This is a genomic window from Streptomyces sp. NPDC048018 (assembly GCF_043202995.1).
Lineage (GTDB): Bacteria > Actinomycetota > Actinomycetes > Streptomycetales > Streptomycetaceae > Streptomyces.
The window spans coordinates 1,047,784-1,064,097 of sequence record NZ_JBIDBK010000002.1; the positions used below are offsets into that span (position 1 = coordinate 1,047,784).

The window sequence follows — 16,314 nt, forward strand, 5'->3', positions numbered from 1 at the left end:
GGCGGTTCCCCCGCTCCGCCCTCCCGGCATGCCGACGAAAGGGGCGGACCTTAGCGTTCCCGGTATGAGTGAAACCGCGCGTGAGTCCTCGTTCGAGGACGACGTCCTGCAGGAGCTCGGCGACGACCGGCTCCGGGAGATCTCCGGGCTGTTCGGCACGGACGCCCCCGAGGCACGGCAGCTCGTGCGCAGTTCGGTGGCCGAGCTCTCCGGCGAGCTGCGCTCCGCCGCCGCCGAGCCGGTCAGCGCCGACGAGGTCCGGGCCGCCGTCGCCGAGGTGTCCGCGGCCGAGCCGCCGCTCCAGGGCGTCGCCGCGCTCGGCGGCCTGGTGGGCGGCGGTCTGATGGCCGGCGTCCTGGGCAAGCTGGCCCGCCCCGCGGCCGACGCGGTCGCGAAGAAGACCGGGCTCCCGGCCCCGACCGTGCAGCGCGCGGTCGACCTCCTCGTCCCGGTCGTCCTGGCCGTGCTGACCCGGCGCGCGACGGCGAGGAGGGGCGGCGGCCTGGGGGCCATCCTGGGCAGCGGGGCGCGGCGGTAGAGCTCCCGGCGGCGGAAACGTCCTGGGGCGGCGGAGCGCGGAGGCGGGGCGCCCGGCACGGGGCTCCGGGCGGCGGGCGGCGGGCGCTCACCTGCGCCCCCGCACGCCTCCCCGCCCCGCACGCCCCCGGCACGCCTCGGGACCTCTCCCCCACGCCCCGCGCCTCGCGCGCCTCGGTGCCGCTCCTGCCCGCCCCGAGCCCCGCGCGCCTCGGGACCTCTCCCCCGCGCCCCGCGCCCCCGCACGCTCACACCGCCAGGAACGCCTCCAGGGTCTCCTCCAGGACCTCCGCCCCGTCCCTCCGCCACAGGGCGTCGTTGAACAGCTCCACCTCCACCGGGCCGCGGTAGCCCGCCTTCTCGACGAGGGCGGCCCAGGCCGCCAGGTCGATCACCCCGGTGCCCAACTGCCCGCGCCCGTCGAGGACTCCGGCCGGCAGGGGCGTGGTCCAGTCGGCGAGCTGGAAGGAGTGGACTCGGCCGGCCGCGCCCGCGCGGGCGACGGCGGCCGGGGCGCGCTCGTCCCACCAGACGTGGTAGGTGTCGACGACCACGCCGACCTGCTCGGCCGGGAAGCGCTCGGCGATGGCCAGGGCCTGGTCGAGGGTGGAGATCGCGCAGCGGTCGGAGGCGTACATGGGGTGGAGGGGCTCGATGGCGAGCCGGACCCCCCGCTCCCCGGCGTACGGCGCGAGCGTGCCGATCGCGTCGGCGATGCGGGCCCGGGCCGCGGGCAGGTCGCGGCCGGCGGGCGGCAGGCCGCCGGAGACGAGCACCAGGGTGTCGGTGCCGAGGGTCACGCACTCGTCGATCGCGGCACGGTTCTCCTCCTCCCACCCGTCGGTCGTGAAGAAGCCGCCGCGGCACAGGGTGGTGACGGCCAGTCCGGCCTCGCGCACGAGCGCGGCCGCGGCGTCGACCCCGTACTCCTGGACGGGTCCGCGCCACAGGCCGACCCCGGGGATGCCCAGACGGACGCAGTGGGCGACGAGGTCCGGGAGCGGGAGCTGCCTGACGGTCATCTGGTTGACGCTGAGGCGGTCGCGGTTCACCGGGGCACCCCGTACACGTCGAGCAGGGACCGCATCCGGGACTCGGCCAGCGCCGGGTCGGGGAGGAGTCCGAGGCCGTCGGCGAGTTCGTAGGCGCGGGCGAGGTGCGGGAGCGAGCGGGCGGACTGGAGGCCGCCGACCATCACGAAGTGCTCCTGGTGGCCGGCCAGCCAGGCGAGGAACACCAAACCGGTCTTGTAGAAGCGGGTCGGGGCCCGGAAGAGGTGGCGGGAGAGCTCGACGGTCGGGTCGAGGAGCGCGCGGAAGGCCTCCCCGTCTCCCCTGTCGAGGGCCCGGACGGCCTCGGCGGCCAGCGGGCCGAGCGGGTCGAAGATGCCGAGCAGCGCGTGGCTGAACCGCCCGCCGTCCGACGGGGCCTCGCCCTCGATCAGCTCGGGGTAGTGGAAGTCGTCGCCCGTGTAGCAGCGGACGCCGTCGGGGAGCCGGCGGCGCAGGTCGACCTCGCGCCCGGCGTCCAGGAGCGAGACCTTGACGCCGTCGACCTTGCCGGGGTGGGCCGCGATCACCTCCAGGAGCATCGTGGTCGCCGCGTCGAGGTCGGCCGAGCCCCAGTAGCCCTCCAGGGCCGGGTCGAACACCGGGCCGAGCCAGTGCAGGACGACCGGTTCCGCGGCCTGGCGGAGGACGTGGCCGTAGACCTCCGCGTAGTCCTCGGGGCCCCGGGCCGCGGCCGCGAGCGCGCGGGAGGCCATGACGACCGCCTGGGCGCCCGCCTCCTCGACGACCGCGAGCTGTTCCTCGTAGGCCGCCCGGACGGCGGGCAGGCCGGCCGGGCCGGAGAGCTGGTCGGTGCCGACGCCGCAGGCGATCCGGCCGCCCACGGCACGCGCCTCCGCCGCGCTGCGGCGGATCAGCTCGGCCGCGCCGGACCAGTCCAGGCCCATGCCGCGCTGAGCGGTGTCCATCGCCTCGGCGACGCCGAGTCCGTGGGACCACAGATGGCGGCGGAAGGCGAGGGTGGCGTCCCAGTCGACGGCGGCGGGCGCGTCGGGGGTGGTGTCGGCGTACGGGTCGGCGACGACGTGCGCGGCGGAGAGGACCGTACGGGAGGCCGGCGGGCCGCCGGCCTTGATCGCGAGGGGTTCGGCACGCGGTGCGTACGCCCGCAGCTCCCCGCCCGGACCGGGCAGCCGGATCACAGGGTCACCTCCGGGACCTCCAGGCGGCGGCCCTCGGCGGCGGAGCGCAGGCCCAGTTCGGCGAGCTGGACGCCGCGCGCGCCCGCGAGCAGGTCCCAGCGGTAGGGCTCGCCGAGGGCGACGTGGCGCAGGAAGAGCTCCCACTGGGCTTTGAAGCCGTTGTCGAACTCGGTGTTGTCGGGGACCTCCTGCCACTGTGCGCGGAAGGACTCGGTCGCCGGGACGTCGGGGTTCCAGACCGGCTTGGGGGTGGCGGAGCGGTGCTGTACGCGGCAGTCGCGCAGCCCGGCGACGGCGGAGCCGTGGGTGCCGTCGACCTGGAACTCCACCAGTTCGTCGCGGTTCACGCGCACCGCCCAGGAGGAGTTGATCTGGGCGACGGCGCCGCCCTCCAGCTGGAAGATGCCGTACGCGGCGTCGTCGGCGGTCGCCTCGTAGGGCTTGCCCCGCTCGTCCCAGCGGCGCGGGACGTGGGTGGCGACGTGGGCGGTGACGGTGGTGACCCGGCCGAAGAGCTCGTGGAGCACGTACTCCCAGTGCGGGAACATGTCGACGACGATGCCGCCGCCGTCCTCGGCGCGGTAGTTCCAGCTGGGGCGCTGGGCCGCCTGCCAGTCGCCCTCGAAGACCCAGTAGCCGAACTCGCCGCGCACGGACAGGATCTCGCCGAAGAAGCCGCCGTCGACGAGCCGCTTCAGCTTGCGCATGCCGGGCAGGAAGAGCTTGTCCTGGACGACGCCGTGGCGGATGCCCGCGGCACGGGCGAGCCGGGCGAGTTGCAGGGCTCCGTCGAGGTCGGTGGCGGTGGGCTTCTCGGTGTAGACGTGCTTGCCCGCGGCGATCGCCCGGGTGATCGCGCCGACGCGGGCGGAGGTGACCTGGGCGTCGAAGTAGACGTCGACGGTGCCGTCGGCGAGGACGGCGTCGAGGTCGGTGGACCACTCGGTCAGCCCGTGGCGCTCGGCGAGGGCGCGCAGGGCGGGCTCGCGGCGGCCGACGAGGACGGGCTCGGGCCACAGGATCTCGCCGTCGCCGAGGTCGAGTCCGCCCTGCTCGCGCAGGGCGAGGATCGAGCGGACGAGGTGCTGGCGGTAGCCCATGCGTCCGGTGACGCCGTTCATGGCGATGCGGACGGTTCTGCGTGTCACGAAGGTGTTCCTCTCCCCGGCGGGCCGTTGTGCGCGGCCGCTGTTCCCAGCCGTCCCCACGGGACGGACAGCAGGACAGAAAGCGCTTTCTACCGTGGGGGACGCTAGCCTGCCGACATCACCGCCGACAAGGCCCTGGAGGTACGCACGCGATGACCGTCACCCTGGCGGACGTGGCCGACCGCGCACGGGTCTCCCCCGCGACCGTCTCCCGCGTCCTCAACGGCAACTACCCGGTCGCCGCCGCCACCCGCGAGCGGGTCATGCGCGCGGTCGACGAGCTGGACTACGTCCCCAACGGCCCCGCGAGCTCCCTCGCCGCCGCCACCTCCGACCTGGTCGGCGTGCTCGTCAACGACATCGCCGACCCCTTCTTCGGGATCATGGCCGGGGCCGCGCAGGGCGCCATCGGCGAGGCCGGGGCGGGCCGCGCGGGCGGCGAGAAGCTGGCCGTCGTCTGCAACACCGGAGGCTCCCCCGAACGCGAGCTGACCTATCTGACCCTGCTCCAGCGCCAGCGGGCCGCCGCGGTGATCCTCACCGGCGGCGCGCTGGAGGACGCCGCGCACCTCGCGGCGATGACGGCCAAGCTGACGAGGCTCACGGACGCCGGCACCCGCGTCGTGCTGTGCGGGCGGCCCCCGCTCCCGGGCCTGGCCGCCTCGACCCTCGCCTTCGACAACCGGGCCGGCGCGCGCCGGCTCACCGAGCACCTCCTGACGCTCGGCCACCGGCGGATCGGTTACGCGGCGGGGCCGGCCGACCGCACCACGACCCGGCACCGCCTGGAGGGCCACCGCGAGGCGCTGCGCGCGGCCGGGACCGGCGAGGGGCCCACGGTCCACGGCTCGTACGACCGCGCGTCCGGCTACGACGCCACGGTCGAACTCCTGCGCCTCGACCCGGACCTGACGGCCGTCGTCGCCGCGAACGACACGGTCGCGCTCGGTGTCTGCGCGGCCCTGCGCGACCGGGGTCTGAGCATCCCCGGCGACGTCTCCGTGGCCGGCTTCGACGACCTGCCGTTCTCGGTCGACGCCGTTCCCGCGCTGACCACCGTACGGCTGCCGCTGCAGGAGGCGGGGGCCCGCGCCGGGCGCCTCGCCCTCGGCACGGAGGACACGCCGCCGGGCGGCCTGGCGACCGTCCCGGCGGAGGTCGTCGTCCGGGGATCGACCGGGCGGCCGCGCGGGTGACGGGCGGCGAAGGGGTCAGTAGTAGCGGCTCATGATCTCCGTCGACCACTCCGGCTGGTCGACCGGGCCCTGCGGGCCGAACTCCGTCATGTACGGCTTGATGTCGAGCACGGGGGTGCCGTCGACCGCGTCGAGCCCCTGGACGTGGACGTCGAGGCCGTCGACGCGGAGGAGGCGGCAGCGGGAGACACCGAGGCGGTTGGGGCGGTTCTTGCCACGCTGGGCGAAGATGCCGACGAGCGGCCAGTCGGTGTTGCCGCGCGGGTGGCGGGCCCCGGTCTCGATCCTCTCCTCCGGCACCCGGTCGAAGTGGTAGACCACCTCCAGGTGGGAGAACGCGTCGAGGCCGGCCAGCGCCTCCGGGCCGAACCGGGCGGCGTCGAGCCGGACGACGGCCGTCACGTCGCCCCACGCGTCGTCACGGACGTCGCCGCGACCACCGACGACCCGGCCGACCGGCAGGGCGACGACGGGCTGGGCGACCACGGGCTGCTCGGTCATGGGGCGGTCTCCTCCTGAGGCGGGTCGACGGGGGGGCTGGAGCGGTCGGCGGGCGTCCGTGGCGGCCGGCGGGGCGGGCTCGTACGGCGGGTGCGCGGGTGGGTTTCGCAGGAATGCCGCGTGGAAGGGGGCGGGTGGTGGAGGTGCGGGATCCGTGCGGCAGGCGGGCGGGCGGCTCGTACGCACGCCGTACGGACGATCCGGCCAAGCGATCCGTCCAGACGATTCGTGCGGACGATCCGCCCAGACGATTCGTACGGAAGATCTGTACGGAAGATCCGTACGGCCCCGCTCAGGCGGGTCGTACGGCGCTGTCCAGCCCGACGGCCGCCAGCACCGCCGCCACCGTCTCCTCGACGGTCTGTTCCGCGTTGTCGATCCAGACGCCCTCGCCCGCCAGTTCGGCGCGCATGGCCTCGTCGAGGAAGGCCCAGTTGGTCGTGAGGCGCTTGTGGCGGGCGTTGTTGCGCTCCCAGGCCTTCTCGGGACCCGGAGCCAGGACGACCACGTGGAGCGGTCCCGCCTTCACCTGGGAGCGGTAGAAGTCGAGGTGGGAGCGGCGCACCACGACGTCGTCGACGACCGGCACGAAGCCGGCCGTGACGAAGCTGTCCGCCAGGAGGCAGGCGTTGCGGGCGCGGAGCAGGATCTGCCGGTCGGCCTCCGGGTCGCCGTCGGGGGTGGGCCAGCGGCAGCCCTCGACGACGAGTTCCTGGAGCCTGTCGACCTCGATGTGCGCGGAACGGGCGAAGCGGGCCGCGAGGGCCGCCGCGACGGTGCTCTTGCCGCTGCCGGGGATACCGACGAGGAGGACGGTCCCGGGGGCCGGTTCGGGGCTGTCGACGGTGACGTTCTCGAAGGTCATGAGCGGCGGCCTCTCAGCACCGTACGGTCATAGGGCCGTGACACAGTAGCCGGGCCGCCCCGGCGGGTCGATCAGATATTCGGCGCGCAGCAGGTAGTCGGACGGTCCGCAGTGTGGCTCGTCGGCGACGCGGTACTCGGCGAGCGGCGAGCCGCAGTCCACCTTCAGCAGCGTCTGCTCGGGCCACTCCGCCGTGTTGTGGACGCAGTCGCCGACGGAGAGCCCGGCCGTCTCGCCGTCACCGTCGCCGTCCGCGAGCAGTCCGATCACGAAGAGCACCGGGATCGCCGCGAGGGCGAGGGCCAGCGGGGTGAGGACCAGCATCGCGGGCGCGCGCCGCAGCACCCGCCGCCCCGGGTCCAGGGGCGGCCGCCGGGCGCCGTACGGCTCGGGCAGCCGGCGGAAGGCGGAGCGTGCCCCGAGGTTGCCGAGCACGACGAACGGCGTGACGAAGAAGGAGAGGAGGCCCCACCAGCCGGTCACCAGGGTCTCGGAGGTCATCTTCCGGTAGACGGCGAGCCCGCAGGTCCGGCAGAGGACGCCGCGGCGGGTGATCGTGCGCATGATGACGACCATGCCCTGGTGGGCACGCACGGTCGCCGCCGCCGCGGGCTGCGCGCCGCACACCTCGCATCCCTGGGGCGCGGGAGCGCCGTAGGGGTGGGCCTGCGGATACGGATGGGGCTGCTGTGGCGGATACGGCTGGTGATGAGGCGGCGGCTGATGACCGGTCATGATGTGGTGGCTCCCCCGTGGGTCGTCGGCACCAGCACCTTAGCCCCCGGCTTCTCGACGGCCGCGCGCCGCAGGGAGGTCAGGGCCACTCCCGTGACCAGGAGGGCCGCGGCGCCCCAGCGCAGCGGGCTGACCGGCTCGCCGAGGAAGAGCGCGGCGGAGGACATGCCGAAGACGGGGACCAGGAGCGAGAAGGGGGCCACCGAGGAGGCCGGGTGGCGGCGCAGCAGCCAGCCCCAGACGCCGAAGCCGAAGACGGTGGTGACCCAGGCGACGTAGGCGATGACGCCGACGCCGGTCCAGTCGAGCGCGCGCAGCGCGTCGAGGTCCCGCCGCGGGCCCTCGATCAGCAGGGAGAGGGCGAGCAGCGGCAGGACGGGCACGGTGCTGACCCAGACCATGAAGTTGAGCGGGTCCGGCGGGGCGGCCTTGCGGGTGAGGACGTTGGAGACGCCCCAGCAGACCGCGGCGGCGATCACCAGGGCGAAGCCGGTGAGGGAGCCGGACGCCCCCTCGTCGAGGGCGGCCAGGCCGATGCCGGCCAGGGCGACGCCCATGCCGAGCAGCTTGATCCGGTCGGGGCGCTCGCCGAGCGCGAGGAAGGCGAAGAGCGCGGTGAACACGGCCTGGACCTGGAGGACCAGGGAGGACAGACCGGCCGGGGCGCCGAGGCTCATGCCGGTGAAGAGCAGGCCGAACTTGGCCACGCCGAGCGCCAGTCCGACTCCCGCGATCCACTTCCAGGCGACCTTGGGGCGGCCGACGAGGAAGACGGCCGGCAGGGCGGCGACGAGGAAGCGGAGCGCGGAGAAGAGCAGCGGGGGGAAGTGGTCGAGGCCGATCTCGATGACGACGAAGTTGACCCCCCAGAGGGCGGCGACCAGAGCGGCGAGAGCGATGTGGGCGGGGCGCATACGCATGAGGATCACCCGGCCGGAACATGTAGCACCAGCACGGATCCCTTCATGGTTGGATGAAGCATCGCTACATCCATGGCGCGCCAGGGAGGCTCGTGTGCTGGATCTCGGACGTCTGCGGGCACTGCACGCCGTCGCCGTGCACGGCACGGTCGGCGCCGCCGCCACCGCCCTCGGCTACACCCCCTCGGCCGTCTCCCAGCAGATCGCGAAGCTGGAACGGGAGACCCGTACGACCCTGCTCGAACGCAGCGGCCGCGGCGTGCGCCTCACCGACGAGGCCCGTCAGCTCGCCGACACCGCCGAGCGTCTGCTGTCCCTGGTCGAGGAGGCCGAGGTGCGCCTCGAGGAGCGCCGCGGGCTGCCGGCGGGCCGGCTGCGGATCGGCTGTTTCGCGAGCGCGGCGCGCGGCCTGATGCCCCGGGTGCTCGCCGACCTGGCGCTCCGTCACCCGGGCCTGGACGCGCGCCTGTCGGAGGTGGATCCGCACCTGTCCGTGGACCTGGTGGCGCGGGGGGTGCTCGACCTGGCCGTGGCGCACGACTGGGACATCGCCCCGCTGCCCGTACCGCCGGGCGTGGAGCAGGCGGTGATCGGCGACGACCGCTGCGACATCCTCGTACCCCGGGAGCATCCCCTGGCGGCGCGGGACACGGTGCGGCGCGAGGACCTCAGCCAGGAGCGGTGGATCACCCAGCCGCCGGGGACGGTGTGCCACGACTGGCTGATGCGGACGCTCCGGGAGACCGGGTACGAGCCGCTGATCGCCCATCAGGCCGAGGAGAACCACACACAGGTGGCGCTGGTCGCGGCCGGACTCGGGATCGCCCTCGTACCGCGGCTCGGGCGCGGGACGCTGCCGCCGGAGGCGGTGCCGCTGCGGCTCGACCCGATCCCGACGCGGCGGCTGCGCGCCCTGTGGCGGACCGGGGCGGCCCGCCGGCCGGCGATCACCGAGACGGTCCGCACCCTCCAGGACCTCTGGCCCGAGGTCGCGTCGACGGAGTGAACCGGCCCCGGGGCGGGGCACCACGGCGGCGGGGCGCGGGGGCCCGGTGGCGGGGGCGGGGAGGTCCGGGACGGGACGGGTCGCCCCCGGCCGGACGGGACTACGGCCGGGGGGCGACGACGGCCGGGGGCGGGACGCGGGCCGGGGCGGAATGACGGCTGGAGGGCGCGGGCAGGCGAGCGGCTGGGGCGCGCCCGCGGCCGGACCGGATGAGCGGCACCTGCGCTCGACGGCACGCCTGCGGCCGACGGCGCGACAGCGCTCGGCGACGCGACGGCGCTCGGGACAGGTGCGGGCGCACCAGCACCAGCGGCCGTGCCCGGCCCGCGGCCGGGGCGGGCGTGTGAGCGGGCGTGCGGGCGGGTGCTCGGGGTGCGCGTCGGCCGGGCACGCCGAAAGCCGACAAAGGCCGCGGCGACCGGGTGACGCCCCGGCGCCGGGCCGCGTTTCTTGCGCGGATCCTTGACCTGGCAGTTACTTTCCGGCTATCCGTGACTCCTTGGAAGTTTCCTTCAGCTCTTCCTCCCACCCCGCACGGCCGGAAGGAGCACCAGTGCACCACCGCGCCCCCTCGCCCACCCCGTCCCGACGCACCCTGCTCACGGTGACCGCGGCGGCGGCAGCAGCCGCCGTCACGGGCGCGACCGTCCCCGTCGCCCACGCCGCGGAGGGTCGCCGGTCCGACCGCGGGCTCCAGGACCTCGTCTCCCGCATGTCGCTGGAGGAGAAGGTCGGCCAGCTCTTCGTCATGCGGGTCTACGGCCATTCCGCCACCGCACCCGACCAGGCCGACATCGACGCCAACCTCAAGGAGATCGGCGTCCGCACCGCCGCCGAGCTCGTCGAGCGCTACCACGTCGGCGGCGTCATCTACTTCACCTGGGCCCACAACACCCGCGACCCGCACCAGATCGCCGACCTCTCCAACGGCATCCAGCGGGCCGCGCTCGCCCAGGGCACCCCCGTGCCGCTGCTCATCTCGACCGACCAGGAGCACGGCGTCGTGGCCCGGGTCGGCAAGCCCGCCACCCTGCTGCCGGGCGCGATGGCGCTCGGCGCGGGCGGCTCCCACGCCGACGCCCGCAAGGCCGGGCAGATCGCGGGCGCCGAGCTGGCCGCCCTCGGCATCCGGCAGGACTACGCGCCGGTCGCCGACGTCAACGTGAACCCGGCCAACCCGGTCATCGGCGTCCGCTCCTTCGGCGCCGACTCCGAGGCGGTCGCCGGCATGGTCGCGGCCCAGGTCAAGGGCTACCAGCGGGCCGGTGTCGCGGCGACCTGCAAGCACTTCCCCGGGCACGGCGACACCGCCGTCGACAGCCACAACGGGCTGCCCGTCATCACGCACACCGCGGAGCAGTGGGCGGCCATAGACGCGCCGCCGTTCCAGGCCGCGATCCGGGCCGGCATCGAATCGATCATGACCGCGCACATCGTGGTCCCCGCACTCGATCCGAGCGAGGACCCGGCGACCCTGTCCCGGCCGATCCTCACCGGCATCCTGCGCGAACGCCTCGGCTTCGACGGGGTGGTGGTCACCGACTCGCTCAGCATGGAGGGTGTGCGGACCAAGTACGGCGACGACCGCGTCCCCGTCCTGGCCCTCAAGGCGGGCGCCGACCAGCTGCTCAACCCTCCGAGCCTGGACGTCGCCTGGAACGCCGTCCTGCAGGCCGTCAAGGCCGGCGAGCTGACCGAGGCGCGGCTCGACGAATCGATCCTTCGCATCCTGCGGCTGAAGGCGAGGCTGGGACTGTTCGACGACCCCTACGTCACCGGCGCCGGGGTGGACCGGGTGGTCGGCACCCCCGCCCACCTCGCCCAGGCCGACCGGATCGCCGAGCGCACCACGACCCTGGTGGTCAACGAGGACGGCTTCCTGCCGTTGAGCCGCCGCACCCACCCCAAGGTGCTGGTGGTCGGCGCCGACCCGGTCTCGCCCTCGGGCACCACCGGGCCGCCGACCGGCGTCCTCGCCGCCGCCTTCACCGAACTCGGCTTCGCGGCGAAGGCGCTGTCCACCGGCAGCGTCCCGACCCCGGCCCTGATCGAGCAGGCGGTGGCGGCCGCGGCCGGGCAGGACGTCGTGGTCGTCGGCACGTACAACCTCACCGCGACCACCAGCCAGCTCGCGCTGCTGGCCCGGCTGACGGCGACCGGGGTGCCCGTGGTGACGATCGCCCTGCGCAATCCGTACGACGTCGCCCGGATCACCGGACAGCGTGCCTCGCTCGCCACGTACTCCTGGACCGACGTCGAACTCCGCGCAGCCGTACGGGTGATGACCGGCCATGCGCGGCCCCGGGGCAGGCTCCCCGTCGCGGTGCAGAGCGCCACGGACCCGACGCGGGTGCTCTACCCGGTCGGCCACGGGCTCTCGTACCGCTGACCGTCCCCCGCCGGACCGGCGGCGGGCGGCCGGTGGCCTGAACGCCGGCCGGACCCCGTGACGGCCGTGAGCCGGCACCCCGCCTCGTGCGGGGTGCCGGCTCACGCCGTACGGCACGGGGCTACGGGCGCAGGCCGTGCTCCCGGGTCGCGTCCTCGTCGACCGTCCTGTCGAGGCGGGCGTCGAAGCGCGCCAGCGGCTTGGCCGCCTGCACGGCGGGGGCGTCGACCCCGGCCCAGGCGAGGATGCGGGCGGTGGCGTTGGCCTTCTCGGCCTCCACGAGACCGGCCACGTTGGCACCGTGGTTGGCGCCCGGCGCGACGTAGACGAAGCTGTCGCGGGCCCCCTTGCCGAGGCGGAACTTCTCGGAACCCCACGGGTCGTTGCCGCCGTAGACGAACAGCATGTGGTTCGCGTTGTGCCGGACCCACGTGTCGACGTCCCGCATGACCCACGGCTTGAACTTCATCGGGATCTCACGCGGGACGAAGGAGCTGGCCGGCTGGTAGCCGTAGCGGCTCAGCCCCTTCAGGTGCGGCTGCCGGATGGTGGGCGAGCCGAGCTCGGTCGCCGCCTGGTAGTAGTACGGCGTGTACCCCTCCAGCCCCTGGTCGGTGTAGGCGGACCAGCCGGAGTAGGCGTCGATCGTCTCGTAGACGGCGTCGTCGCTCGCGGTGGCCGCGTCCGGGATCTGGTCGCAGACGTCCTGGCCGTAGTACTGCCAGAAGCCCCACACGAAGTCGAGCACGACGGCCTCGTAGGCCTTGTCGAGCGAGCCGACCGTGTTGAAGGTGGCGCCCTCCGACGCGGCCCAGGCCTGGTACTTCTTCTCCAGCGGCGCGCGGCGCACCAGGGCCTCGCGCTGCATGGCGTTCAGACGGTCGCGGCAGTCCTTGGTGCCGACCGTCTCGAAGAACCGGTCGTACGCCGAGTCCTCCTTGTTGACCACGTCGTTGGGCGCCACGTAGGCGACGACGCCGTCCATGTCCTTCGGGTAGAAGCGCTCGTAGTAGGTGGCCGTCATGCCGCCCTTGGAGGCGCCGGTGGAGAGCCACTTCTTGCCGTAGATCGACTTGAGCGCCGTGAAGATGCGGTGCTGGTCGCTCGCGGCCTGCCAGATGTCCAGCTTCGACCAGTCGGCCGGCTGCGGCCGGGACGGGGTGAAGAAGCGGTACTCCATGGAGATCTGGTTGCCGTCCACGATCCGGGTCGGCTCGCTGCGGCTCGGCGTGGTGCTCAGCCCGTAGCCGCTGGTGCGGAAGACGGTGGGGCGGTCCGTGTCCTTGTGGAGGACCGAGATCCGCTGCTGGAACGTGCCCGCCCACGGGCGGCGGTGGTCGATCGGCTGTTCGTAGTTCAGGACGAAGAAGCGGTAGCCGGCGTACGGCTTCTCCTCGATCAGGCTCATCCCGGGGATCGCCAGGATGCGGTCCTTGATGTCCGTGCTCTGCGAGTCGGCGACGGACGTGCTGCCGGTCTCCGAGTCCGCGGCGGTGGCCACGCCGGTCGAGCCGGCGGTGCCTATGAGCACCGAAAGCGACAGCGCCCATATCAGCGACTTGCGCATTCACCCTCCCCTTGGTTCACAACGGTGTCGTGAACCTAGCGGGGCGAACGTGCGTGCCGCCAGACCCGGTTGGCACTTACCTATGTATCAGCAGAGGATCCAGCCGGTGCCCGTGCCGCGTCCCGCGACGGTCGCGGAGGCCCGGACGCAGCGGTTGAGGGCGTGCACGGTGACCGGTCCGGCCTGCCGCCCGAACCGCCCCGTGCTGACGGCGGCGCGGCCGCCTCGCGGCTGCAGCGACACGGACATGGGCCGCGGCGCGCCGGGCCCCTTCGCCACGGCTACCGCGCAGGCGTAGTGGCGGGTGCGGTAGAGCCGCAGCTCCCCGGTGGCGAAGCCGATGGTGCGGGTGGGCCGCCCGGTGCACACGGAGGCGGCGTCCGCGCTCCCGGCGGCGGGCCCGGCCAGGACGAGCGCCCCGACGGCGAGGACCAGCGCGAGCAGACCCGCGAAGGGCCGTCGGCCCGCTCTCGCCACTCTCACATCGAACACGCGCACGCCTCCCCCGCTTCCGGTCGCATGTGCATACGACGCGCCGGGGCGCCGGTCGGTTGCGTTCCGCGCACCCCTGGGGGAACCGGTCGATCTTCGGTACGCTGCCGGGCCTGGTCAGGGGGACGGGCGGGGGTTCCGAGTGACGCATTCCCGGGCGGGGTTCTTATCGGTCTTCACGATGTCGGTACTGCTGCTGTTGATGGGGGGCGCCGGCGCTGCGGAGGCCGCGGGCGAGCCGCCGGACAACATATGTGTCAAACGCACACTGGACGGCGCGCACGTGAGCGCGACCGTGCGTTTCGCTCACCACGGTCAGGACTCGACGCAGGTCAGTTCTGAGCTCGACATCAGGGTGCCCCGAATCTGGATGTGGGCCCCGTACCTTCTGCTCAGCGAAGACACGGAGGAGTACCGCACCGCCATGCGGTGCCTGATGCGCCCCTCGGACGTGCCGATGCAGTACCGCGACACCGAATGGCAGTACCGCAAGCCACAGGTCTCCGCGGACGAGAAGTGGATCTCGGTGCGGCAACGGACCACGACCTGGGTGTCCGTCAAAGGCGACCGTGACGTCGGACCCTGGCACCTCGACGTGGGCAAGCGCTACTGGACCCTGTCACTCGTACCGCCCGACGCCTTGTCCGGCGCTCACTGGTCCGAGGTGCGGGTCGATCTCGGCGGCGAACCCGCGCGGTCCGTCAAGCCGGCCCCGACCGTCGGCACCGCCACGGCGCTGACCTGGACCGCACCATCGAAGACCGCAGCGCCCCCGCCCGAAGTGCGGCTCCTGCTCCAGCCACCCGCCACCAAGGCCAACTCCGCCCTCTGGGCCAGCTTCCCGTGGGACGTGGCAGGGGCCTTGAGCTGGCTCACCTGGGACCTTGTGGTGGCCGCGCTGTCCCTGACCCTCGTCCAGGGCCTCGCACACCATCCGCCGCTGGCGCTGCCCACCGCCGCGCAGGAGGCCACCCGAAGGAACCTGGGTCGGCTGGTGCCTGTATGGCTGCTGATCACCATGGCCCTGTCGCTGGACGACCATTTCGTCGGCTCACCGGGGGAGCTGGCGCTGGCGACCGCTCTGGGCCTGCTGCTGTGCCTCGTCGGTCGGCCGGGCCGGATCGCCGCCGCTGCGGTCGCCCTTTCCGTGGGCTACGTCGCGGCCGTGGTGGCGTGGCCCACCTCCTTCGGACTGCCGCATCCGATGGTCCTGCACTGGGCGGTCGATCCAGCCGAGGTGGCGACCTTCGAGGCAGCGGGCGGTGCGTACTGGTTCGCGCTCGCCTGCGCGGCTTTGGTCCTCATCTGGCTGATCGGGCTCGTCAGCACCTGCCTGATGCTGTGGCGGGCCTCGGGCCTGCCGTCGGCCGGGGGCCCGCGGCCGTCCGGCCGCTTCTCCCCCGCCGTGCTCGCCGCCCTGGCCCTGCTCTCCTGCGCGCTTCCCGCGAGCAGCATGGCGGCGACGGAGACCTGGTGGCGTCGTGTGTCCTGGCTGGCCGACCAGAGCGAGGGGACGGCATACCCCGCGTTCCACACGGCCACCGTCTTCAACGATCAGCGCTGGTTCCCCGCCGACTTCCTGGACTGGATCCCCGGCTCCACGTGGTGGTGGACTACCGGCTTCGCGCTCGTCGTGGTGGCCCGGGCCCGGCGCACCGCCCCGGGCCACCGGGGAGAGCTCCTGCAGCCGCTCGAACTGTCCCTGCTCAAGGTGCTCTTCGTGGTGACCGTGGCTCCCATCGCAGGCTGGTACGGCGGAGTCCCGCTGCCCCTCCTGTCGCTCGCCGTCGTGTGGCTCACCCTGACAGCCCTGCTCGCGCTCGGCCGACGCGGCGCCGTCCTCTCCCGGGAGCTCGTCCCCGGCGTCCCGCTCCAGCAGGTCGTCACCGAGCGCCATCGCGCCAGGATGATGAACATGGCTCGTCAGCACCGCGAGTGGCACGCCGAGTTGCGTCGCGTGGAGCAAGGGCAGATCGAGGCGGAACGCTCCGCCATCGAACGGAAGCTGGACCGACTTCACCGGTGGACACCGCCGAACCCGCGGCACCCGCACGAGCGCGTGCCTTTGCCGCACTCCGTCGGTCCCGTGGAGCTGGCCCTCGCCTGGGGCCCGCGGGCGGGCTGGTGGGACAACGCCTGCCGGGCCGCCGCCGTCGCCGCGCTGGCCGGGCTGCCCGCCACCTGCCTGCTGTTCTGGATGGACCACGTCCGCGGCACCCAGTGGACCGACACGTTCAGCGAGCGGTTCGGCTTCGCCGAAATCGGGATGTGGGTGGTGAGTTCGGAGCTGATCTACGCGGGAGCCGGTTTCGCCCTCGGGGCCCTGTGGCGGATCCTGCCCGGGCGGCGCGGCTTCGGCCGCGGCTTCGGGGTGTCACTGGTCTATGGGCTGCCCCTCCTCGTCGACCAGCTCGGGAACAGGCTCGCCGGACAGTCGGGGGGCAACGAAGCGCTCGACGCAGCGCTCATGACCCTCGTCCTGACCCTGACCGGAACGCTCCTCGACATCGACACCTTCCGTCAGGAGCGCCGCTACTGGCCCACCCGTGCGGGCCTGCTCCTCTCGCTCTACCAGATGCGCAGCGCCTCCGCGCAGATCGCTCTCTTCGTCGCCCAGGTGGTGGCTCTCGTGACGATCTGGCAGCAGCTCAGCGGCGATCCGCCGGTGGTCCTCATCGACCACCAGGGACCGAGCGGAACGAGCGTCCCCGGCGCCTCCGGCGACTCGGGGCACTGACCGGGGAGC

General features: G+C 73.7%; 14 protein-coding genes. 5 read left to right on the forward strand and 9 right to left on the reverse strand.

The genetic code is table 11. The features are described from left to right. Window positions 1–64: 64 nt before the first annotated feature. Entirely contained in the window at window positions 65–538 is a 474-nt protein-coding gene (locus ACGF1Z_RS10545; protein WP_393002079.1) for a DUF937 domain-containing protein, read from the forward strand. 247 nt (window positions 539–785) lie between these two features. On the opposite strand, the gene ACGF1Z_RS10550 is transcribed toward ACGF1Z_RS10545, so the two are convergent. Genes ACGF1Z_RS10550 through ACGF1Z_RS10560 form a run of 3 tightly spaced genes read right to left on the reverse strand, consistent with a single transcriptional unit; the run spans window position 786 to window position 3,897 of the window. Further along, window positions 786–1,559, reverse strand: coding sequence for a sugar phosphate isomerase/epimerase family protein (locus ACGF1Z_RS10550; RefSeq protein ID WP_393002465.1), 774 nt, complete (start codon window positions 1,557–1,559; stop codon window positions 786–788). Window positions 1,560–1,585: 26 nt separating this feature from the next. Beyond that, window positions 1,586–2,749 carry a dihydrodipicolinate synthase family protein gene (locus tag ACGF1Z_RS10555; protein ID WP_393002081.1) on the reverse strand — a complete coding sequence of 388 codons (1,164 nt, stop codon included), beginning with the start codon at window positions 2,747–2,749 and terminating at the stop codon, window positions 1,586–1,588. After that, on the reverse strand, window positions 2,746–3,897 hold the full coding sequence (locus tag ACGF1Z_RS10560; RefSeq protein WP_393002083.1) for a Gfo/Idh/MocA family protein: 1,152 nt from the start codon (window positions 3,895–3,897) through the stop codon (window positions 2,746–2,748). The genes ACGF1Z_RS10555 and ACGF1Z_RS10560 overlap by 4 nt, the downstream gene beginning before the upstream one ends. A 152-nt stretch (window positions 3,898–4,049) precedes the next feature. Between ACGF1Z_RS10560 and ACGF1Z_RS10565 the strand changes: the two genes are divergently transcribed. After that, window positions 4,050–5,093 (forward strand): LacI family DNA-binding transcriptional regulator, encoded by a 1,044-nt coding sequence (locus ACGF1Z_RS10565; RefSeq protein ID WP_393002085.1) that lies wholly within the window; start codon window positions 4,050–4,052, stop codon window positions 5,091–5,093. 15 nt (window positions 5,094–5,108) lie between these two features. Here the strand turns inward: ACGF1Z_RS10565 and ACGF1Z_RS10570 are convergent, their stop codons facing one another. The 4 genes from ACGF1Z_RS10570 to ACGF1Z_RS10585 form a co-directional block, all read right to left on the reverse strand. After that, window positions 5,109–5,594: an SAM-dependent methyltransferase gene (locus ACGF1Z_RS10570; RefSeq protein ID WP_393002087.1), complete on the reverse strand. Its 486-nt coding sequence runs from the start codon at window positions 5,592–5,594 to the stop codon at window positions 5,109–5,111. Between the two features lie 292 nt (window positions 5,595–5,886). Further along, the gene (locus ACGF1Z_RS10575) at window positions 5,887–6,459 is read right to left on the reverse strand and encodes an AAA family ATPase (RefSeq protein WP_393002089.1); all 573 of its coding nucleotides are present in this window, start codon (window positions 6,457–6,459) and stop codon (window positions 5,887–5,889) included. A gap of 27 nt (window positions 6,460–6,486) precedes the next feature. Beyond that, the gene (locus tag ACGF1Z_RS10580) at window positions 6,487–7,194 is read right to left on the reverse strand and encodes a hypothetical protein (protein ID WP_393002091.1); all 708 of its coding nucleotides are present in this window, start codon (window positions 7,192–7,194) and stop codon (window positions 6,487–6,489) included. Then, a complete protein-coding gene (locus ACGF1Z_RS10585; RefSeq protein WP_393002093.1) occupies window positions 7,191–8,108 on the reverse strand; it encodes an EamA family transporter in 918 nt (305 codons plus the stop codon). Before ACGF1Z_RS10585 ends, ACGF1Z_RS10580 begins: the two co-directional genes overlap by 4 nt. Before the next feature lie 100 nt (window positions 8,109–8,208). Here ACGF1Z_RS10585 and ACGF1Z_RS10590 point away from each other — a divergent pair, with 100 nt between their 5' ends. Both ACGF1Z_RS10590 and ACGF1Z_RS10595 read left to right on the forward strand, forming a co-directional pair. Beyond that, window positions 8,209–9,120, forward strand: coding sequence for a LysR family transcriptional regulator (locus ACGF1Z_RS10590; RefSeq protein ID WP_393002095.1), 912 nt, complete (start codon window positions 8,209–8,211; stop codon window positions 9,118–9,120). 553 nt (window positions 9,121–9,673) lie between these two features. Then, on the forward strand, window positions 9,674–11,509 hold the full coding sequence (locus ACGF1Z_RS10595) for a glycoside hydrolase family 3 protein (protein ID WP_393002097.1): 1,836 nt from the start codon (window positions 9,674–9,676) through the stop codon (window positions 11,507–11,509). Window positions 11,510–11,630: 121 nt separating this feature from the next. Here ACGF1Z_RS10595 and ACGF1Z_RS10600 read toward each other — a convergent pair whose 3' ends face one another. Both ACGF1Z_RS10600 and ACGF1Z_RS10605 read right to left on the reverse strand, forming a co-directional pair. After that, on the reverse strand, window positions 11,631–13,076 hold the full coding sequence (locus ACGF1Z_RS10600) for an aminopeptidase (RefSeq protein ID WP_393002099.1): 1,446 nt from the start codon (window positions 13,074–13,076) through the stop codon (window positions 11,631–11,633). Window positions 13,077–13,163: 87 nt separating this feature from the next. After that, window positions 13,164–13,568: a hypothetical protein gene (locus ACGF1Z_RS10605; protein WP_393002101.1), complete on the reverse strand. Its 405-nt coding sequence runs from the start codon at window positions 13,566–13,568 to the stop codon at window positions 13,164–13,166. 202 nt (window positions 13,569–13,770) lie between these two features. On the opposite strand from ACGF1Z_RS10605, the gene ACGF1Z_RS10610 reads away from it, so the two are divergent. Next, window positions 13,771–16,305 (forward strand): DUF6185 family protein, encoded by a 2,535-nt coding sequence (locus tag ACGF1Z_RS10610; protein ID WP_393002467.1) that lies wholly within the window; start codon window positions 13,771–13,773, stop codon window positions 16,303–16,305. Window positions 16,306–16,314 lie beyond the last annotated feature (9 nt).